The following is a 19,830-nucleotide window of genomic DNA, read 5'->3' on the forward strand; positions in this document are numbered from 1 at the left end:
GGATACCTGCGCAGAGCAGCAAGCGGCCGGCGGGTCCGATGACGGCCCGCCGGCCGATGTTCCCGCTGTTCGGCGTTTCAGCACTTCAGCGTTTCAGCACCTGAGCGTTTCACCACGTCAGTGCGAAGGGCTGACCATGTGATGCCGGTGTTCCTCGGTGCTGGGTTTGATCGCCATCGCGGTGACGACGAGCGCCACCAGACCGGTGATCCAGGACGTCCAGGCGACGCCGGTTTGCATGGCGTAGGAACCGAACCACGGGGAAAGGAACAACAGGGCGCCAAAGGCTGCCTGGATCCACTCCATGACCGGGGTTCCGGGCATGGCCAGATTGATGACGCCGCTGATGACCAGCAATGCGCCGAACACGAGCATCAAGGCAGTCGAGCCGCCGGCCGCCTTGGTCCAGATGACTGATAGAACAGCGTAGAGCCCGGCAACTACCGTGACCCAATCCTGCCATCGCGTCCATTTCTTCATTGAACCCACCTCTGTGATGTGGACTGCATCCCGGGGTATCGGGCAGGTACTCCGGTATTGATGTAACAAAATCCGAGCCCGGCTGCTTCCCGGCATCCCGTCGTCGAATCCTGCCCCGCACGAAGCCTTGCTAAGCGCAGACTTCCGGTCTACAACGTAGTCATAGAGCAACATCGACGGACATGCCCGGCGTCGCCGCCGTGTCCGTCCGGAGAGGACCCCGTGATATCGAGTCGCTGGTCATAAAGTCGCAGTCAGCCGAGTGCTGGCTCCTCGACGTCCGTTGGTGAGAACCGCCGTGGCCTCCGGCGTGGACCTGCGTCCGGCGCCAACGCCCAGGTTCCGGCCCGACCCCGCCAGGTCGCCTGCTGTCGAAACCAATGGAAGGAAAGAAATGTTAAACATGAAGGTCCCGGCACGAGGCGCCGGAACCGCCTTCATTGCAACCCTCGCTATCACGGCACTCGCCGCATGCTCGAGCACGAGCACATCGTCCACGTCGAGCGCCACGAGCTCCGGAGGAGCGGTGCCGCAGATCTCTGCGGATGCGTTCACAGCCGATTTCTCGGCCATGAAACAACTCACGTCCCTCGCATCCCAAGGCAAAGGGATGGTCGGGGTGCTGCTGCCGGACACCACCACCTCCGCACGATACGTCACCTTCGATGCCCCCTACCTGAAGAAGGCATTCGAAGCCGCGGGACTCGACTCTTCCAAGTTCAAAATCGACAACGCGCAAGGCAGCGCAAGCACCATGCAGACGCAAGCCGAGGCTGACATCACGGCAGGGGCATCCGTGCTGCTGGTCGACGCCCTCGACTCCGGTTCGGGCGCAGCCATCGAGGCGGCCGCCAGCGCGCGCGGCGTCAAGGTGGTCGACTATGACCGGCTCGTCAAAGGCGGGGCCAAGGACCGCACCTACGTAAGCTTCGACAACGTCAAGGTTGGCCAGCTGATCGGACAGGGCGAAGTCACGTGCATCGCGGACTGGAAAGTCACCAAACCAAACATCCTGGTCATGGATGGCGATCCGACCGACAACAACGCGAAACTGTTCGCCGAAGGCTATAACGGCGTGCTCAAGCCGCACTTCGACAATGGCGAGTACGTCAACGTAGGAGAGCCGGCAGGCACGTGGACGCCGTCGGTGGCACAGACCACGTTCGCCCAGCAATACACCGCCCACCCGAACATCAACGCGGTGGTCACGCCGAACGACGACAACGCCAACGCTGTGATCGCCTACCTGCAGAGCAAGCAGATCCCCGCCAAGACCTTCCCGACGACGGGACAGGATGCGTCGTTGTCCGGCCTGCAGAACATCCTGAAGGGTTACCAGTGCGGAACGGTGTACAAGCCGATCTACTTTGAGGCCCAGGCGGCCGCCGCAGCAGCCCTTTACCTGCGGGCGGGCGTGACCGTTCCATCGACCCTCGTGAACGGCAAGACCACAGACGACACCGCGAAGTCCGACGTCGCATCGGTCCTGCTGACCCCGCTGTGGGTGACCACGAAGAACATGGCGGACACGGTGGTCAAGGACGGTGCCGTGGCGACTTCTTCGGTGTGCATCTCGCAAGTGAAGGACGCGTGCACGGCGGCAGGTATCCAGTAGTTCGACGATGAGCGAGTTGGCAGCGCCGGGCCCCGCCGACGTCGGGCCCCTGCTTCGGCTGGAGGGCATCGACAAGAACTTCGGGCCGGTGCAGGCACTGGTCGACATCACCCTCGAGGTGCCGACCGGCAAGGTGACCGCCCTTGCCGGCGACAACGGCGCGGGCAAATCGGTGTTGATCAAATGCGTGGCCGGCATTCACGCTCCCGACGACGGGCAGCTGTTTTGGGAAAACCAACCCGTCCGGTTGAACTCGCCGCACGAAGCCGCAGCGCTCGGCATCGAGACCGTGTACCAGGACCTTGCACTGTGCGACAACCTCGACATCGTGCAGAATCTGTTCCTCGGCCGCGAACGCCTTCGCCATCTTCTCCTTGATGAAGAGAGCATGGAGATCGCGGCCCGGGAGACGCTCGCGAGCCTGGCCGTGACCACCGTGCGGTCGATCCGGCAACCCGTCGCGTCCCTGTCCGGCGGGCAACGCCAGTCCGTCGCCATCGCGAAGTCGGTGCTGTGGAACTCGAAGCTGGTCATCATGGACGAGCCCACCGCGGCACTCGGCGTCGCCCAGACGGAGGTTGTCCTTCACCTGATCCGCCAGCTCGCCGATCGCGGCGTCGCCGTCATCGTCGTCTCGCACAATATGAACGACGTGTTCGAAGTCGCGGACCGCATCGCCGTGCTCAGGCTCGGGCAGCTTGTGGCCATCCGACCTGTCGCGGAGATGGACCGGCAGATCGTGGTCGACCTGATGACCACGGGGTTCTCCGATCGGGCACGGCCGGAACTTGCGCCTCCATCGCCGTCGAACCGTCAGCTGACCGCCGCCAAGGGGCCCCTCCCCTCCGCGGCGGCGGTGCTCCAGGACGAGCCGACCACGGCTGCGGCCAAGCGGAAGGCCGCATTGGCGTTGAACCCGGACATCACCGCGACCTCGCTGCCCGATTACTTCCGCGCGGCGTTCGCTCGGGTCCGGGGCGGCGAGAGCGGAGTGCTGCCGGTTCTCGCGGGCCTGTTGCTGATCTCCGTGCTGTTCCAATCCCTGAACCCGAATTTCCTGACTCCCGGCAACTTGGTGAACCTGCTCATCCAAGGTTCGGTTTTCATGCTCTTGGCGATGGGCCAGGTTTTCGTGCTCCTGCTCGGCGAAATCGACCTGTCCATCGGGTATGTCGGCGGGGTGGGCGGCGTCATCATGGCCGAACTCGTCCAGGAGTCCACAGGCTGGCCCTGGTGGGCGGCGATCGCCGTCGGCTTGCTGAGCTGCGCCGGGATCGGACTGCTCCACGGGACGATCATCACCCGGCTCGGCCTGCCGTCGTTCGTCGTGACCCTCGGCGGCCAACTCGGCTGGCTTGGGGTGATGCTCATCATCCTCGGCAGCGGCGGCGTGGTGCCCATCAATGACACCGTCATCAACAACATCGCGAGCGGCAACCTCAGCCCGGTCACCAGCTGGATCCTCATGTTCGTCGTCGTCGGGGCGTTCAGCGCGTGGACGTGGCTGCGGGACGCCCGCCGGCGCAATACCGGGCTCGTCGCGCCGCCTGCCAGCGTCAGCGCCTTGAAGATCGCAGCGGCGCTCGCCGCGGGTGTGGCCATCGTGTGGCTCTGCAATACCGACCGGGGCACCCTCGTGGAAATCAGCGGCGTGCCGTGGGTGCTCCTGGTGGTGCTCGGGGTCCTCGCCGCCTGGACGCTGTTGCTCGGGCGTACCCGGTTCGGCCGCTACGTCTACGCGATTGGCGGCAACGCCGAGGCCGCGCGGCGGGGAGGCGTGAACCTTGCGCGCATCCGTACCCTCGCCTTCATGCTCGCTTCCTTCACGGCGGGAATCGGCGGAATCGTCTACGCGTCGCGGCTCCGCTCCGTCTCGACGTCATACGACGGCGGCACGCTGGTGCTTTACGCGGTGGCGGCCGCAGTGATCGGCGGGACCAGCCTGTTCGGCGGGCGCGGCAAAGTGCTGCACGGGGTCCTGGGCGGGCTGGTGATCGCGACGATCGATAACGGCATGGGCCTGCAGGGCTACAGCGCACCGGCCAAGTACGTCGTCACCGCGCTGGTCCTCGTCGCGGCAGTGACGATCGACGCCGTCGCGCGCCGCGGGCGCTCCAGGACGTAACTGCCAAACCGGCTTGTGCCTGGCAACACTGGACGTGGATGGTCAGCAGGCTTAATGTTCAAGGGTGGCAGGCTTCCTCGAGGGACCGTTGGCCACCCCTGCGGCCTGTCCATGCAAGTCCAACGGAGGAGGAAAGATGCGAAAGGTTGAAGAAGCCATTGACGTGGATGTCCCCGTCCGTGCCGCTTACAACCAGTGGACGCAGTTTGAGTCGTTTCCCCGATTCATGTCCGGTGTGGAATCCGTAACCCAGTTGAGCGACACGACCAACCATTGGGTCACCAGGATAGGGGGCGTGGAACGGGAGTTCGACACGGAAATCGTCGACCAGGAACCCGACGACCGGATTGCTTGGCGCAGCATTGACGGTAAATCGCACGCCGGCATCATCAGGTTTTCGCCGCTGGACGCCAACCACACCCACGTCAAGGTCCATTTCGAGTGGGCGCCCGAAACCTTCATGGAGAAGGCCGGAGCCGCGCTCCAAGTAGACGAGATGCAGGTAAAGGCGGACCTGAAGAAGTTCAAGGAATTCATCGAGGCGCGTGGAGCCGAAACCGGAGGGTGGCGTGGCCAGGTGGAGGATCAAGGCCCCACAGGCACGCAACCGTGACGCCCTCCGAGTCAACAATGACCGACCCGGGACCAGTGCTTGTGGTCGGCGGTACCGGGATGCTCGGCAGCCAGGTGGTGTCCCGGCTGCTGGCGGGAGGTAAACAAGTCCGCGCCTTGGTGCGGCCCGGTTCGGATGCGGGCCGCCTCGAAGAACTGGGTGCCACGATCGTACGTGGCGACATGATGGACCCGGAATCGCTTGCGCACGCCATGGACGGCGTCGACGCGGTGATCACCTCAGCGGCCGGATACACCCACCATCGGGAGGGCGACACCCCTCTCACCGACACGGTGGGCAACATCAACCTCGTCGATGCGGCCAGCCGCGCCGGTACTCGCCGATTTGTCCTCACCAGCATCCTCACCTGCGATCAGACTCCGGATGTCCCGCACTTCTGGCACAAGAAGCTGACCGAGGACCGTCTGGAAGAACTCGGGGTCCCGTTCGTAGCCCTGCGTCCGGGCGCTTTCCTTGAGCAGATCACCCGCTTCGGCGACCCGTTCAGCGAGGGGCGGCTCATGTGGTTCGGGTCGTCCACGGTCCCCCTGACATACGTTCTTGCCAGTGACCTCGCCGGATACCTTGCAGCCGCAGTCGACGCAGGCGGCATCGAGGGCCAACGCATCGACATCGGCTGGAACCGGCCGGTAACCATGCAGGACATCGCCGATATCTCCGGTCAGATGCTCGGCCGCCAGATCGAGCTCGTCCTGAACCCGGTCAGCCAGATGGGACCGGAATTCGGGGCGATGATGGAGTGGTTCCAGACCGGCCGCTATGTCGCCGACACCTCACGCCAGCGCGATGTCTTCGGCCCACCGCCGACCGCGGAGGACGCCGTCGCACGCCTGCTCGCGGGCCTCGGGCACAAGGTTGACCGGGAAAGGCCCGACGGCGGCAGGACGGGGCAGTCGGTCGACTCGTCCTAGCCCACGGCGGGCAGCGCATCCGGGATGCGTGGCTTGGCGTTGCCGGCGAACGTGAATTTCGCGTCGTCGCCTTCGCCGTCTACGTCGACCACCACGATGTCACCCGGGTGCAGTTCGCCGAAGAGGATCTTCTCGGAGAGCTGGTCCTCGATCTCGCGCTGGATGGTCCGGCGCAGCGGCCGCGCACCCATGGCGGGGTTGTATCCGCGGGTGGCCAGGAGGACCTTGGCGGCGTCCGTGAGCTCGATGCCCATGTCCTTGTCGGCCAAATGCTGCTCCAGCCGACGGATCATGAGGTCAACAATCTCGATGATCTCGTCCTGCGTGAGCTGCGGGAAGACAATGACGTCGTCAACACGGTTGAGGAACTCGGGACGGAATTGCTGCTTGAGCTCCTCCGTGACCCGGGCCCGCATCCGGTTGTAACCGGTGGTGGTGTCCGTGCCGGACTGGAAGCCCGTCGCGACGCTCTTGGAGATATCGCGGGTGCCGAGGTTGGTGGTCATGATGATCACCGTGTTCTTGAAGTCCACCACCCGGCCGTGGCTATCCGTCAGGCGGCCGTCCTCGAGGATCTGCAGCAGCGAGTTGAACAAGTCGGAGTGCGCCTTCTCCACCTCGTCGAACAGGACCACGGAGAACGGACGACGGCGGACCTTCTCGGTCAGCTGCCCGCCCTCGTCGTAGCCGACATAGCCCGGAGGGGCACCGAAGAGACGCGACACGGAATGCTTTTCGGAGTACTCGGACATGTCCAGCGTGATGAGGGCCTCTTCGTCAGCGAAGAGGAACTCGGCCAGGGCCTTCGCGAGCTCGGTCTTGCCGACGCCGGTAGGTCCGGCGAAGATGAACGAGCCGCCCGGACGCCTGGGATCCTTCAGGCCCGCACGGGTGCGGCGAATGGCCCGCGACACCGAGTTGATGGCTTCGTTCTGCCCGATAACGCGCTTGTGGAGTTCCTCCTCCATCTTGAGGAGACGGCTGGATTCTTCCTCGGTGAGCTTGAAGACCGGGATGCCGGTGGAATTCGCCAGAACCTCGGCGATCAGCTCCTCGTCTACCTCGGAGTGGCCTTCCATGCCGCCGGACTTCCATCTCAGTTCCTTTTCCCTGCGTTCGGCGACGAGCTTTTGCTCCTTCATCCGCAGCGACGCGGCGCCTTCGAAGTCCTGCGCGTCGATGGCCGACTCCTTCTCCATCTTCACCTCGGCGATGCGTGCATCCATCGCTTTCAGCTCCGGCGGACGGGTCATCCGGCGGATCCGCAGCCGGGCGCCGGCTTCGTCGATCAGGTCGATCGCCTTGTCCGGCAGGAAGCGGTCCGAAACGTAACGCTCCGAGAGGCTCGCCGCGGCCGCCAGGGCGCCGTCGGTGATGGTCACCCGGTGGTGCGCCTCGTAACGGTCACGCAGGCCCTTGAGGATCTCGACCGTGTCGGCCACCGACGGTTCCTGGACCTGGATCGGCTGGAAGCGGCGCTCCAGTGCCGCGTCCTTCTCGATGTGCTTGCGGTACTCGTCCAGTGTGGTGGCACCAATGGTCTGGAGTTCACCACGGGCCAGCAACGGCTTGAGGATGGACGCGGCATCGATCGCACCCTCGGCAGCGCCGGCACCCACGAGCGTGTGGATCTCGTCGATGAAGAGGATGATGTCGCCACGGGTCCGGATTTCCTTGAGGACCTTCTTCAGGCGCTCTTCGAAATCACCACGGTAGCGGGAACCGGCCACCACGGACCCCAAATCGAGCGTGTAAAGCTGCTTGTCTTTCAGGCTCTGGGGCACGTTGCCCCGGACGATCGCCTGGGCAAGGCCCTCGACGACGGCGGTCTTGCCGACGCCGGGCTCACCGATCAGCACCGGGTTGTTCTTGGTGCGGCGGGAGAGGACCTGCATGACGCGTTCCATCTCCAGCTCGCGGCCGATCACGGGATCGAGCTTGTTCTCCCGCGCGGCCTGGGTCAGGTTGCGGCCGAACTGGTCCAGCACCACCGAACCGGCCGGAGCCACCTCGGGCTGGCTCGGTCCGGCGACCGTTCCGCCGGGGTCCTTACTCTCATAGCCGGAAAGCAAATGGATCACCTGCTGACGGACCCGGCCAAGGTCGGCGCCAAGCTTGACGAGGACCTGCGCGGCAACGCCTTCACCCTCACGGATGAGGCCGAGCAGGATGTGCTCGGTACCGATGTAGTTGTGGCCGAGCTGCAGGGCTTCCCGAAGTGCGAGTTCAAGCACCTTCTTGGCGCGCGGGGTGAAGGGGATGTGACCCGACGGGGCCTGCCGGCCCTGGCCGATGATCTCCTGTACCTGCTCGCGGACGCCATCGAGCGAAATGCTCATCGACTCCAACGCCTTGGCGGCAACCCCCTCACCCTCCTGGATCAGACCCAAAAGGATGTGCTCGGTACCGATGTAGTTATGGTTGAGCATGCGTGCCTCTTCTTGGGCAAGCACAACAACGCGACGGGCACGGTCCGTAAATCTCTCAAACATTTCGCCACACTCCTGGCAGCCGCCTACCTTGATGCTACGTCGCGGAGGGCCTTCTTGGGGGATCGCCGGAGGCAGAATTTTAGATACCGGACCGGCCGGCCGCATGGCTCTTCTGCACAGACGCTCCAGACCGTGAAGAATGAAAACAATCACCAAGTAGAGGGAATTACCATGAGCACCTTGAAGCAACGCCTGCATGCTGACGTCGTAGTCCACATGAAGGATCGCAACAAAACTGCGCTCACGACGGTCCGCAACGTCCTGGGCGAAATCGAGACGCGTGAGAAGTCCGGCAAGACACCCATCGAGTTGGACGACACCCAGGTGACGGCGCTGCTGCAAAAGGAAGCCGCCAAGCGCCGGGACACGGCCCGCATTTACACGGAGGCCGGAGAGGCCGAACGCGCCGCGGCGGAAATCGCCGAGGCCGAAGTCATCGAGGCCTACTTGCCTACAATGCTGACATCCGCCGAAGTCGAGGACATCGTCGACGAGGCAATCGCCGCGTTGAAGGCCGGTGGCACTGAACTCTCGGTCAGGCAGATGGGCGCCGTGATGAAGCCCGTCACGGCAAAGGTCGCCGGCCGCTTCGACGGCAAGGCCGTCAGCGAAATCGTCCGAAACCGACTCGCATAATTTCACCGGCACGCAGGGAGGAGCAGCCATGGTGGCCATCATCCTGGGATGGAATCCACGGCTTGGGAACGACTGGAACTACGAGGCTGTAATCGAGCAGGTCGCCGAAACAGGGCAATTCCTGGAGCGGTGGAACGTCGGGCGGCACCGGAAGATCCAGCCTGGCAGCCAGGCATGGCTTCTCCTGCAAGGCGAGGGCCAGCACGGACGCGGGCTGATCGGACACGGCGTGGTGATGTCCGAAAGCTACGAGGCGCCACAACGCACCGGGCCGAAGAGCGGTGCGCGGTACGTCAGCGTGTCCTTCGACGCCGTGCTCCCCCTGGGCAGCCAAATACCATCCAGTGTCCTCACCAGTGAAGTGCCGGATGTGGCCTGGAATACCTTCCGCGGTTCTGGGCGGTCCATTCCGGCAGAGTCGGAACCGCGGCTTCAGCGCTTGTGGCGAGAGCACGGGCCGGCAGCCTCGGAACCGTGCCGGATCGTCCCCGGAACCTACCCGGAGGACGCCGTCAGCCGGATCGATACGAACCGCTACGAACGGGACCCTGAAGCGCGTCGCGTCTGCTTGGCTTTCCACGGAACGTCCTGTGCCGCGTGCTCTTTCTCCTTCGAAGTAAGCTACGGCGACATCGGCAAGGACTACATCCACGTCCACCACGTGGTTCCCGTTTCACAGCTTGGCGGCAATTACCGGCTGGATCCCATAGCGGACCTCGTGCCGCTGTGTGCCAATTGCCACGCCATGGCGCACCGGGGCGTGGGCAATCCCCGCACTGTGGCGGAGTTGCGGCGGGCGATCGCCGCAGCCGGACACCTGCCGGGCCGGATTTTAGACGACAGGGCCTTGACCGCACAGGACGACGCGCACAGGATCCTCGAGCAGCATTGAACGTCGTTCCGTCCCGAGCACTAGCCAGCCAGGGTTCTTCACCGTATTTTGGTTAACTACACCGTGTGGCGAGCACCATGCACTGTGAGTGAGATGATCCATTTGCCGGCTGAAAGACCGGGGCGCAACGTCGCGCCCCGGTCCCGGCGAAACCTACCGGGCGTCACGCGCCGCCCGCTGTTCGGGAGGATACGCATGACCGGGATGTTTGAACTCTTCATCGACGAGGACACGAGCTTCAGATTCAGGCTCAAGGCTCCGGACGGAACGGTGGTGGCCGTCTCCAGGTCCTTTCCGGACAAGCGGGCCGCAGTGTGCGGCATCAGTGACGTACGCGAATATGCAGGAATGGGCCTGATCACCGATCTATGCCCCGAAGTCCCACTTCGCGGACCAGCAGCCGCGCCACAGGTTCCCGTCGTACGGCAACCCAATCCTGCCCCCATGCCGCCTAAGCCACCGATGCCGCCTCTTCCCGTTCCCCCGCGGCACCATAAACCACTCCCCCAAAGGGACCGGAGCGGCCATCCTTGGCACACTCCCGCCTTGGTCGACGCGCCCCGCGCAGACTTGGTTGAGGCGTAGACCCTTCCGCTGAAGGGGCATCCGGCCGCGGCAGGCCTTGTCCGGGCCCCGCACCGCCGGGTGTAATGGACGCACGACGGCGACTCCCGGCGTCGTGCGTCGAAGGAGCCGCCATGTTCACCAGCCCGTACGCTGATGTAGAGATCCCCGAAGTCACCATTTATGAGTACCTGTTCGGTGGGCTGAGCGACGAGGACCTTGACCGGATTGCACTTGTGGACGGCACATCCGGTGCGGAAATGAGCTACCGGCAACTCGTCAGCCGAATCGATGCCACCGCAGGCTGGCTCGCAAGCCACGGGGCCGGCCCCGGGACCACCGTGGGCCTTTTCTGCCCCAACGTGCCGGCGTTCGCCGTCGTCTTCCACGGTGTCCTCCGTGCGGGCGCCGCCGTCACCACGGTCAACGCGCTGTATACCGCCGATGAAGTAGGCAGCCAGCTCAGCGACGCGGGCGCCTCCTGGCTCTTCACCGTCTCGCCGTTCCTCGAGCGTGCGCAGGCCGCGGCGCTGGCTGCCGGCATTCCTGCGGAACGGCTCGTGGTGCTCGACGGCGGCGACCTCACCACTGCCGCGGGGCATCCCTCGCTCGCGGACGTGCTGGAAGCCGGCCTTCCCGCGCCGACGCTCAGCGTCGATCCGCACGCCGCCGCCGTCGTACCCTACTCGTCCGGCACGAGCGGCACGCCGAAAGGCGTCCTGTTGAGCCAGTACAACCTCGTGGCGAACGTCGCCCAGTCGAGCGCCTTCTTCCGGGTGACTCCCGACGACGTGTTGCTTGCCGTCCTGCCTTTCTTCCATATCTACGGGCTGACGGTGCTGCTTAATCTCGCTCTCGGCGAGCGGGCCAGGCTCGTCACGATGCCGAAGTTCGACCTCGCCGAATTCCTCCGCATCGCACAGGACCATCGCTGTACCTACCTCTTCATCGCGCCGCCCATCGCCGTCGCACTGGCGAAGCATCCGCTGGTAGACCAATACGATCTTTCCTCCGTCCGCGCGGTGCTTTCGGGAGCGGCGCCCCTCGACGGCGAGCTGGGGCACGCCGTCGCGAAGAGGCTCGGCTGCACGATGCTCCAGGGCTACGGGATGACCGAGCTGAGCCCTGTATCCCATGCCATTCCGCGTGACGGCGCCGAACGCATCCCCCTCGACTCGGTGGGCTACACCGTGCCGAACACGGAGTGCAAGCTCCTCGATCCCGCCACTGACGAGGAGATCGACGTCCCGGCTGAGGGACCGAGCGCCCCGGGACAGCTCCTCGTCCGCGGCCCGCAGGTCATGCTCGGCTACCTGAACCGGCCCGATGCGACCGCTGCGACGATCGACCCGGATGGATTCCTCCGCACGGGCGACATCGCGACCGTCACGGCTGACGGCATCGTGACGATCGTCGACCGGCTCAAGGAGCTGATCAAGTACAAGGGCTACCAGATCGCGCCCGCTGAGCTCGAAGCCCTCCTGCTCACCCACCCGCGTATCGCGGACGCCGCGGTCATCGGCATCCACGCGGACGACGGCGAAGAGGTACCGAAGGCGTTCGTCGTCAGGCAGGCGGGAGCCGAGCTCGGGGACGGGGACGTCATGGAGTTTGTCGCCGGTCACATGGCGCCGTTCAAGCGCGTGCGATCGGTCGAGTTCGTCGAGGTGATTCCGAAGTCGGCGTCGGGGAAGATCCTTCGGCGGGAGCTGCGCGCGAAGGGCTAGGAGGTTACCGCTTTATGCGGTCGGCGGCACGCGCAGGCTTCCATACCTCTCCATCCGATGCCATCGCAGGTGCGCGCCCGCCAAGGCCGTGACTACCGACTGGATGACGACGAGGTACATGAGCTGCCTATAGACGAACTGCTGAAGCGGAAGGGTCCACAGTGGGCGAAGCGACTCATTGTCGAGCCGGAACGCATAGGCCGCCATGAGGAATTGAACCAGGAGGAAGTCAAGCCAGAGTGCCGCGATCCGGACCGGATCAAGGAAGATCAGGCCGTAGATGGCAAAGACATCCACTACCGGTGCGAACAACGGCAGCAGGACCTGCAGGACGAGCAGGTAGCCAAGCCCGCGTCGGCCGAGCTTGCCGGCCGCGCCGCCCTGCAGAACCGCGCCACGGTGCTTCCACATCGCCTGAAGCGTGCCGTAGCACCATCGGTACCGCTGTTTCCACAGCGCCCCGAGGCTTGCGGGTGCTTCGGTCCAGGCCCTGGCATCGTCTTGGTACACGACGCGCCAGCCGTCGCGGCACAGCGACATGGTCAGGTCCGTGTCCTCGGCAAGGGTGTCGTCACTGACTCCGCCCACCCGGAAGAGTGCATCGCGGCGGAAGGCGCCAATCGCCCCTGGGACGGTGGGCATGCACTCGGCGATGTCGAACAGCCTGCGGTCCAGGTTGAAGCCGACAACGTATTCGATGTGCTGCCAGGCGCCGAGGATCCCTCCGCGGTTGGCGACTTTGGTATTACCGGAAATTGCGCCCACCCGAGGGTCGGCGAAAGGCTGAATGAGGGCGTGGACCGTTTCCGGCTCGAAGACGGTGTCGCCGTCGACCATGACCACAAGTTCGTGGCTGGCGGCGGCAAGCCCGGCATTCAAGGCCGACGGTTTGCCGCCGTTCTCTTTCCGGATCAGTGTGACGCCCGGCAGGCCGAGCCTTTCCACGATGTCCGCGGTATCGTCGGTCGACCCGTCGTCAACCACGATGATCTCCACCGGATGGCTCGAGGCGAAGATCGATCGGACTGCGGCTTCGATGCCGGCCGCCTCGTTGTACGCGGGGACGATGACGCTGACCGGCTCGATAACCTCAGGCCGGACCGGCACGTCCACCCGGCGCCGACTGCGGCCGGCCGCTACCGAGCGTCGCGCCGCTCTCCGGTGGCGCGCCGCGAACACCACCACGAGGACGGCCCGGACCACCGTCACCACTCCGGCCGCAACGAGCGCCCACGAGATGGCGGTGATGAAGAAGTCGCTGAGCCGGATTCCCCATATCAACGCGGATCCGCTGGCCTGCTCCCCCGCGGAGGCATCGCGCATGCTCGCGATTCCGACGGCGTCTCCCGCGGTCGTGACCCGGAACCCTTGATCCGCGAACTTCGTGAGGACGGAGTCGAGGGCGGCGACCGTCTGTTCCCTGTCTCCACCGCCGTCGTGCATGAGGAGCACCTGGCCCTGCGGGCCTGAGGGCGTGAGATTCTTCTCGATCGTCGCGACGCCGGGCCGCTGCCAGTCCTCGCTGTCCCGGGTAGTGAGGACCGTGAGGTAGCCCTGATTGGCGGCCGCGCGCATTGCCGTCCAGGTGCCGTCCCTGACGGCGTCGTTCTCGGAGCTGTACGGCGGCCGCAGGAGCGTTGCCGCGCGGCCCGTGATTCCGGCGATGACCTGCTGGTCGCCCTGCACTTCAAGCTGCTGGCGCCACGCCGGGGCGCTTCCCAGGTCCGCATGAGTCAACGTGTGCACGCCGATCTCGTTACCGTCCGCCAGGATGCGGCGCACAAGGTCTGGATTGTCGATGGCGGCCGAACCGACCACGAAAAACGTGGCATGGACATGGTGCTTGCGGAGAACGTCGAGAATCCGGGGCGTCCACACCGGGTCCGGACCGTCGTCAAAGGTCAAGGCGAGTGTGCGGTCCGGTGGACTGACCGTACGGACGGTCCCGCCGCGGGAATCGACCACCGGGCCGCCGTGCGAGACCGCGTCCGGGACAGACCCGGCAGACCCGCCGGCAGCGACGGAGTCATCGCCGATCCCTGCCAGGTGATGCATGTACCCCTGCACGACGAGGGCAGCAGCCAGCGCCAACAGGACAGCCACAAGGATGAACCAGTGTGCCTTGACGCTGACCGGAGCATTGCGCTTGCTTAAGCGGCGCGCACTCACGGGTGCGTAGGCGTGAACGGTCTCGTGGCCTGGCCCGGAGCCGTCCCGCTCTTGCCCGGGCTCGTCGGCGACGTGACGGGCGCGGGAGTGGTAATCGGGGCGAAACGGGCAGCCTGCTGCGTGGTCGCACCGGTAGGCGCTGGTGCCACGGGCACGGACGACGGCGAAGTCACCAGAGCCTCAAGCGTCGTCGGCGCCAAAGGGGCAGGCAACCGAGCACCCCCGGTTGGGAGCCCGGCTCCGGCAGAAGGCGGTGCTGGTGGGGATGACGGAAGATCCCGGGCCACTGGGGCAACCGGATCAGGCGCCGGGGGCTTCGCTGCGGTCGGTAGGGGCAGGTATGGCGCGGCAACGTTAGGCCCTCCCATGAACGCAACGAGAAGGAGGAGCACATACCCTGCCACGAGCCCGAGGGCTCCGAGCCCAATCAGCTTGAGCCTGCGCAGGCGCCGGCCTGATGCGTCGACGAAGACGGGCCCACGCGGCGCGGGCCCCGATTGATCGGGCGTTTCATTTAAAGCTGCCATCGCGCACCAACCTTAGAGGATTCGCATTGCCTACCCCAAAAACGTCATGTGCGAAGTCGTTCCGCTGGCAGTGTATTCAAAGGAGCCTCCTAGCGCTTCGCCAGCGTGCGCAGGAGTTTCAGGGCCACGGAGATCGACGCGAGGTCCACCTGCCCGGGTTTGGTGACCTCCACGAAGGTGTCCTTGATCCTCCCCAGTTGCTCTTGGCGTCCGCTCTCCCACTCCACAATGCGGTCCACGGCGGAGGCGCCGGAGTCGCCGCTTGCCCGGGTGGCCCGCATGACGGAAACGGTGATGTCGACGACGGCGGAATAGGCGTCGTCGCGCAAGGCCGCACGAGCCAAGGCTTCCCACCGGCTCTGCCTTGGCAGGTCAGTGATGCGCAGCAACAGCGTTCCCACGCCGATCCAATGAATGACCGTGTGGTACATGTCGGCGATCGTGGTGAGTGGCTCCTCCACCTGCTCCGCCACGAGCGAGATGTCCAGGAGGGAGAAGCTCTCCAACAAATCGGAGGCCCGCCGCCCCAGATCACCCGGCATCCCGGCGTCGTTCCAATGCGTTAACCTCTGCTCCGCGCGGTCAAGGTCCGAGCCGCGGAGAAATTCGGTGGTCCGGGTCCGCAGCAGGTCCAGGGTCGGCCCGATCCTCCGCAGGGCTTCGTCGATGGTTTGGTCCCGGTGATCGTGTGTCACGTACCACCGGGTTGCGCGGTCGAGGAGCCTGCGCAGTGGAAGGGCAACCGCGGCTCTGTGTTCGCCGGGAAACCCGGGAGGCAGGCTGGCGACCCTGTCCACGAAGCGCTGCAGCCCATAAGCCTCGCGAACAACGACGAAGGCCCTCGCCACGGCCGCGGCGGCGGCCGTGGTTTCCTCGATGGCGCGGAAAGCGAAGGTGATCCCTCCAAGGTTGATCATGTCGTTGGCCACCACCGTGCAGATGATCTGCCGACGCAGGGGGTGGGAGTCCAGCTCAGCATCAAAGCGCTCGGACAATTGGCGTGGAAAGTAGCCACGAAGGACCCGCTTGAACCAAGGATCATCGGCGAGGTCGCTCGCGGTGAGCTCCCTGGCCAGCTCGATCTTCGCGTACGCTGCCAGCACCGACAGCTCCGGCGAGGTCAATCCGGTGCCGGCCCTTAGCCTGTCCTGGAGTTGTTCCGTGCTCGGCAGGGCCTCGAGGCCGCGGTCCAGGTCCGCCGCGTCTTCCAGCCAGTCCATGATCCGCTCAAAGCCGGGATTCAACTCGAGCGCCAGGTGCCGGTCGTTGAAGAGGAGGACGTTCTGGTCAACGTTGTTTGCCAGGACCAGGCGGCTTACCTCGTCGGTCAGGGAATGCAGGAAGCCTGCCCGTTCGTCGGGGCCAATCTTCTGCGCAGCAATCATCCGGTCAACGAAGATCTTGATGTTGACCTCGTGGTCCGAGCAGTCCACACCGGCGGAATTGTCGATCGCATCGGTGTTGAGGAGGACGCCGGCGAGGGCTGCCTCTATCCGGCCGCGCTGCGTGAAGCCCAGGTTCCCGCCTTCCGCCACGATCTGGGCCCTCAGCTCGTTGCCATTGACCCTGATGGCGTCGTTGGCCTTGTCTCCGACGTCTGTCTGGCTTTCCGTGGAGGCTTTGACGTAGGTTCCGATGCCGCCGTTGTAGAGCAGGTCCACGGGTGCCCGGAGAATCGCCTGCATCAGCGCGTGGGGCGGCAGCGAGGACGTCCCCGGCTCCAGGCCGAGGGCAGTCCGGACCTGCTCGGTGATCCCGATGGCCTTGGACCGGCGGGAGTGGACGCCCCCGCCGGCGCTGATCAGCGAAGGATCGTAGTCGGCCCAGGACGAACGCGGAAGACGGAAGAGACGCTTGCGTTCTTCGAAGGAAGCTGCCGCATCGGGGTCCGGGTCAAGGAAGATGTCCCGATGGTCGAAGGCCGCCACCAGACGGATGTGCGGCGAGAGCAGCATCGCGTTACCGAACACGTCGCCGCTCATGTCGCCGATGCCGCCCACGGTGAAGCCCCCGGTCTGTGAATCCATGCCGAGCTCGCTGAAATGGTTCTTCGCGGATTCCCACGCCCCACGGGCCGTGATGCCCATCTGCTTGTGGTCGTATCCCACGGATCCCCCGGACGCGAACGCGTCGCCGAGCCAAAAACCGTACTCCTGGGCGACCGAATTGGCTGCGTCCGAAAATGACGCTGTTCCCTTGTCCGCTGCAACCACCAAGTAGTAATCATCGCCGTCATGGCGTACCACGCCGGCCGGTGGCACCACTGACTCTCCCCGGTCTGTGGTGAGCAGATTGTCCGTGAGGTCCAGAAGGCCCTTGACGAAGATTCGGTAGCAATCCAGGCCTTCAGTGAGCCAGGCTTCGCGGTCCGCGCCGGGGTCCGGCAACCGTTTGGGATAGAAGCCTCCTTTTGCCCCTGTGGGCACAATGACGGAGTTCTTCACGTTTTGTGCCTTGACCAGTCCCAGTACCTCTGTCCGGAAATCCTCGCTTCGGTCAGACCACCGCAAACCCCCGCGTGCCAAGGTCCCGAATCGCAAGTGAACGCCTTCCACCCGCGGCGAGTACACCCAGATCTCGAACTTCGGACGTGGAAACGGCGCACCGGCGATCGCGGCCGGATTGAGTTTGAAGCTCAAGTGGGCCTTGTCCAGGAAGTAGTTGGTCCGCGTTGTGGCTTCCACGAGGTTCATGAATGTGCGCAGCAGACGGTCTGCGTCGAGGACCGGGATGTCATCGATCGCGGCCAACAATTCCCTCTTCGCGTCTGCGGTGTCCCTGTCGCGGTCGGCTTCGTCCAGCCCGGGATCGAACTTCGCGTGGAACAGCGCCAGGAGGGCGCGGGTCGCCCGGACGTTGGCGACGAGCGTCTCGGCGATGAATCCGTACGAGTTGGTGGTCCCCAACTGCTGGAGGTACTTCGCGTAGCCTCTCAGGATGACGGCCTGCCGCCACGCAAACCGTTCCCGGATGACGAGGGCGTCGATCCGGTCGGATTCGATGTCCCCCCGCATGGCGGCCGCGAAGGCATCCGCGAGCAGTCCGCTGGTTTCCTCAGGGTCAACGCCGCCGGGATACTTCACGCCGAGGTCGTAGAGAAACAGCTCCCGGCCACTCCGCCGAAGCTCGAATGGCCGCTGGTCCAGCACTTCAATCCCGAAGTTGTGCAGGAAGGGCAGGATCTGCGTGAGGCTCCTGGGCCGTGTCAGGTAAAGGCGGATCCGGGCGTCCTCGACGAGCGTGGTCGGCGCGTCCTTCCTGACATATACGGTGAGCAACGGATCCCCGTATGGCCTGCCGCCCGCGCCGTCCAGGTCGAACGTCTCGAAATTGATGATGTCCCCGACGGCGGCCTCCGCCTCGTGGACCGCGCGATAACCAGGCGGAAAGGCGTCCGGCCAAAGCCCGGCGAGCCTTGCGGATTCCGCCGCCGGGAAGCGGTCGCGGATTGCGTCCTCGAGCGCGTCCGACCATGAACGCGTGGCAGCTATGAGTCGCCGCTCCAGCCGGGAGGCGTCGACGACGTCGGTGCCGCCCGCCCGGACGTCCCGCGCCGCCGCGCCCACATGGATCCGGAAGAACACCCGGGCCATGGCTGACCCGGTCAGTCGGACCTCGAAGTCGACAGAGTCCGCCTCGAACGACCTCTTGAGTTCTTCTTGCATCAATAGTCGGACCGCCGTGCTGTAGCGGCGGCGCGGGAAGAGGACGAGGGCGGACACGAACCGTCCATGACTGTCCGGACGAAGGAATACGCGGATCCGCTGCAGCACCTCGGCATGAAGGATTTCGTCCGCGAGGCCCGCGAGCTCAGCCGCCTCGATGTGGAACAGCTCGTCCCTCGGAAAGGTCTCCAGGACAGCCTTCAAGTCCGTGGCCTGGTGCGACCGGGGCGGAAACCCCAGGTCCACGCTGACTGCCTGGACTTTCTCGCGGATGACCGGAATCCGCACGACCGACTGGTGCGCGGCGCCGGACGTGAACAACCCCAAGAAGCGCCGTTCGCCTGTGGCCTGGCCGGCGGTATCGAACATCGGCACGCGCACTTCGTCCAGGTAGGACCGCCTCAGGACTGTGGACCGCACTTCCGAGGTGGAAAGGGCGACGGCTTGGGACCCGCGGATGTTGGGTAAGCCGGGCCAGTCGCCTCCGCTGGCGTCCCTTGGCGGCCGCCTCAACAGACCCAGCCCGGAACCTTGCCGTTCGGAGAGACTTTCCTGGCCGCCCGCCGTCGTGCGTTCTTCTTCGGCGTAACCAAGGAACAGGAAGTTTCCGTCGTCGAGCCAAAGAAGCAGCTCACTGAGCTGTTCAGGGGGCGGCACCATGTCGCGCGGGAATCCGTCCACGGAGGCTACCGCTTCCGCGACCTTGCCGCGGATGGCGGCCGCGTCTTCGGCGGCAACCCGAACATCATCCAGCACTCTTCGCAGGTTTTCCGTCAGTTCACTGACGGCCGCCGCGTCCGGCAGCCGGCCGATCTCCACAGCAATCCAGACCTCTGTTTCCCCGGCCTCCGGTGGGGCTTCGCCTTCCACGGACGTTCCAAGCCGGACGTCCAGCAGCTCGCGGCTCACCGGGTCGCGAAGCACCCGAAAGCTACGATGGACAAGCAGGGTGATCGGCGTGTCGCCGCGGGTGAGCTCCGCCGTGACGGAGTGGACAAGATACGGGATGTCCTCTGCCACCACGGCAATGACGCTCGCATCCAATTCGGTCAGGATCCCGACGACGGCCTGCCCGGGCGGGCGCGGGGACGACACTTTCAGATGGTGCGCAGCCCGCGCGCGGAGCGTCTCGGAACCGTAGCTCCGCAGATCCTCCGTGGGCACCTGGGCAAAGTATTCGGCCAGGAAATCTTCGCTGGGCTCAAAGGAATCCACTGAATCCGACTGCTCCGCCGGGACCGATTTACGTGCCATGTCACCGCGCCTCCACTGCGGGTACCACTCGCAAAACTGCGGTTGACGATCCAGCCCCCGCGCCTTCATTCATCATGGCGGGCGGCGGGAACCCCGTCCAGTAGTGGAATGAGGCCACAATGCATGATGCGGGCGCGGG

The 19,830-nt window shown here is 65.1% G+C and carries 12 protein-coding genes; 8 read left to right on the top strand and 4 right to left on the bottom strand.

Annotated features, from left to right (window positions below):
• Positions 1 to 117 precede the first annotated feature (117 nt).
• Complete coding sequence (locus KNN17_RS09820; RefSeq protein ID WP_078105154.1) at positions 118 to 480, bottom strand: SPW repeat protein; 363 nt, start codon at positions 478 to 480, stop codon at positions 118 to 120.
• A 394-nt stretch (positions 481 to 874) separates the two neighbouring features.
• On the opposite strand from KNN17_RS09820, the gene KNN17_RS09825 reads away from it, so the two are divergent.
• From KNN17_RS09825 to KNN17_RS09840, 4 genes are all read left to right on the top strand, one after another.
• A complete protein-coding gene (locus tag KNN17_RS09825) occupies positions 875 to 2,095 on the top strand; it encodes a sugar ABC transporter substrate-binding protein (RefSeq protein ID WP_241708605.1) in 1,221 nt (406 codons plus the stop codon).
• A gap of 7 nt (positions 2,096 to 2,102) precedes the next feature.
• Positions 2,103 to 4,220, top strand: coding sequence for an ABC transporter permease subunit (locus KNN17_RS09830; RefSeq protein WP_241708608.1), 2,118 nt, complete (start codon positions 2,103 to 2,105; stop codon positions 4,218 to 4,220).
• A gap of 136 nt (positions 4,221 to 4,356) precedes the next feature.
• The gene (locus tag KNN17_RS09835; RefSeq protein ID WP_241708609.1) at positions 4,357 to 4,833 is read left to right on the top strand and encodes an SRPBCC family protein; all 477 of its coding nucleotides are present in this window, start codon (positions 4,357 to 4,359) and stop codon (positions 4,831 to 4,833) included.
• A gap of 17 nt (positions 4,834 to 4,850) precedes the next feature.
• Positions 4,851 to 5,765, top strand: coding sequence for an SDR family oxidoreductase (locus tag KNN17_RS09840; RefSeq protein ID WP_274619695.1), 915 nt, complete (start codon positions 4,851 to 4,853; stop codon positions 5,763 to 5,765).
• Here the strand turns inward: KNN17_RS09840 and KNN17_RS09845 are convergent.
• Entirely contained in the window at positions 5,762 to 8,257 is a 2,496-nt protein-coding gene (locus tag KNN17_RS09845; protein ID WP_241708613.1) for an ATP-dependent Clp protease ATP-binding subunit, read from the bottom strand. The genes KNN17_RS09840 and KNN17_RS09845 overlap by 4 nt on opposite strands.
• 171 nt (positions 8,258 to 8,428) lie before the next feature.
• Here KNN17_RS09845 and KNN17_RS09850 point away from each other — a divergent pair, with 171 nt between their 5' ends.
• The 4 genes from KNN17_RS09850 to KNN17_RS09865 all read left to right on the top strand — a co-directional run bounded on the left by KNN17_RS09850 (position 8,429) and on the right by KNN17_RS09865 (position 12,076).
• The gene (locus KNN17_RS09850; RefSeq protein ID WP_241708614.1) at positions 8,429 to 8,893 is read left to right on the top strand and encodes a GatB/YqeY domain-containing protein; all 465 of its coding nucleotides are present in this window, start codon (positions 8,429 to 8,431) and stop codon (positions 8,891 to 8,893) included.
• Positions 8,894 to 8,921: 28 nt separating this feature from the next.
• Entirely contained in the window at positions 8,922 to 9,785 is an 864-nt protein-coding gene (locus KNN17_RS09855; protein WP_241708615.1) for an HNH endonuclease, read from the top strand.
• A 204-nt stretch (positions 9,786 to 9,989) separates the two neighbouring features.
• Positions 9,990 to 10,370, top strand: coding sequence for a YegP family protein (locus tag KNN17_RS09860; protein WP_241708708.1), 381 nt, complete (start codon positions 9,990 to 9,992; stop codon positions 10,368 to 10,370).
• Positions 10,371 to 10,483: 113 nt separating this feature from the next.
• Positions 10,484 to 12,076: an AMP-binding protein gene (locus tag KNN17_RS09865; protein WP_241708616.1), complete on the top strand. Its 1,593-nt coding sequence runs from the start codon at positions 10,484 to 10,486 to the stop codon at positions 12,074 to 12,076.
• A 12-nt stretch (positions 12,077 to 12,088) separates the two neighbouring features.
• Here KNN17_RS09865 and KNN17_RS09870 read toward each other — a convergent pair whose 3' ends face one another.
• Entirely contained in the window at positions 12,089 to 14,245 is a 2,157-nt protein-coding gene (locus KNN17_RS09870; protein ID WP_241708617.1) for a bifunctional polysaccharide deacetylase/glycosyltransferase family 2 protein, read from the bottom strand.
• A 616-nt stretch (positions 14,246 to 14,861) separates the two neighbouring features.
• Positions 14,862 to 19,691 (bottom strand): NAD-glutamate dehydrogenase, encoded by a 4,830-nt coding sequence (locus KNN17_RS09875; RefSeq protein ID WP_241708618.1) that lies wholly within the window; start codon positions 19,689 to 19,691, stop codon positions 14,862 to 14,864.
• Positions 19,692 to 19,830 lie beyond the last annotated feature (139 nt).

The sequence above is a fragment of the Arthrobacter bambusae genome, from assembly GCF_022606295.1.
Taxonomy (GTDB): Bacteria; Actinomycetota; Actinomycetes; order Actinomycetales; family Micrococcaceae; genus Arthrobacter; species Arthrobacter bambusae_A.

Coding starts and splice junctions, on each gene's coding strand:
- KNN17_RS09820 (WP_078105154.1), bottom strand. CDS start 480: ATGAAGAAATGGACGCGATGGCAGGATTGGGTCACGGTAGTTGCCGGG.
- KNN17_RS09825 (WP_241708605.1), top strand. CDS start 875: ATGTTAAACATGAAGGTCCCGGCACGAGGCGCCGGAACCGCCTTCATT.
- KNN17_RS09830 (WP_241708608.1), top strand. CDS start 2,103: ATGAGCGAGTTGGCAGCGCCGGGCCCCGCCGACGTCGGGCCCCTGCTT.
- KNN17_RS09835 (WP_241708609.1), top strand. CDS start 4,357: ATGCGAAAGGTTGAAGAAGCCATTGACGTGGATGTCCCCGTCCGTGCC.
- KNN17_RS09840 (WP_274619695.1), top strand. CDS start 4,851: ATGACCGACCCGGGACCAGTGCTTGTGGTCGGCGGTACCGGGATGCTC.
- KNN17_RS09845 (WP_241708613.1), bottom strand. CDS start 8,257: ATGTTTGAGAGATTTACGGACCGTGCCCGTCGCGTTGTTGTGCTTGCC.
- KNN17_RS09850 (WP_241708614.1), top strand. CDS start 8,429: ATGAGCACCTTGAAGCAACGCCTGCATGCTGACGTCGTAGTCCACATG.
- KNN17_RS09855 (WP_241708615.1), top strand. CDS start 8,922: ATGGTGGCCATCATCCTGGGATGGAATCCACGGCTTGGGAACGACTGG.
- KNN17_RS09860 (WP_241708708.1), top strand. CDS start 9,990: ATGTTTGAACTCTTCATCGACGAGGACACGAGCTTCAGATTCAGGCTC.
- KNN17_RS09865 (WP_241708616.1), top strand. CDS start 10,484: ATGTTCACCAGCCCGTACGCTGATGTAGAGATCCCCGAAGTCACCATT.
- KNN17_RS09875 (WP_241708618.1), bottom strand. CDS start 19,691: ATGGCACGTAAATCGGTCCCGGCGGAGCAGTCGGATTCAGTGGATTCC.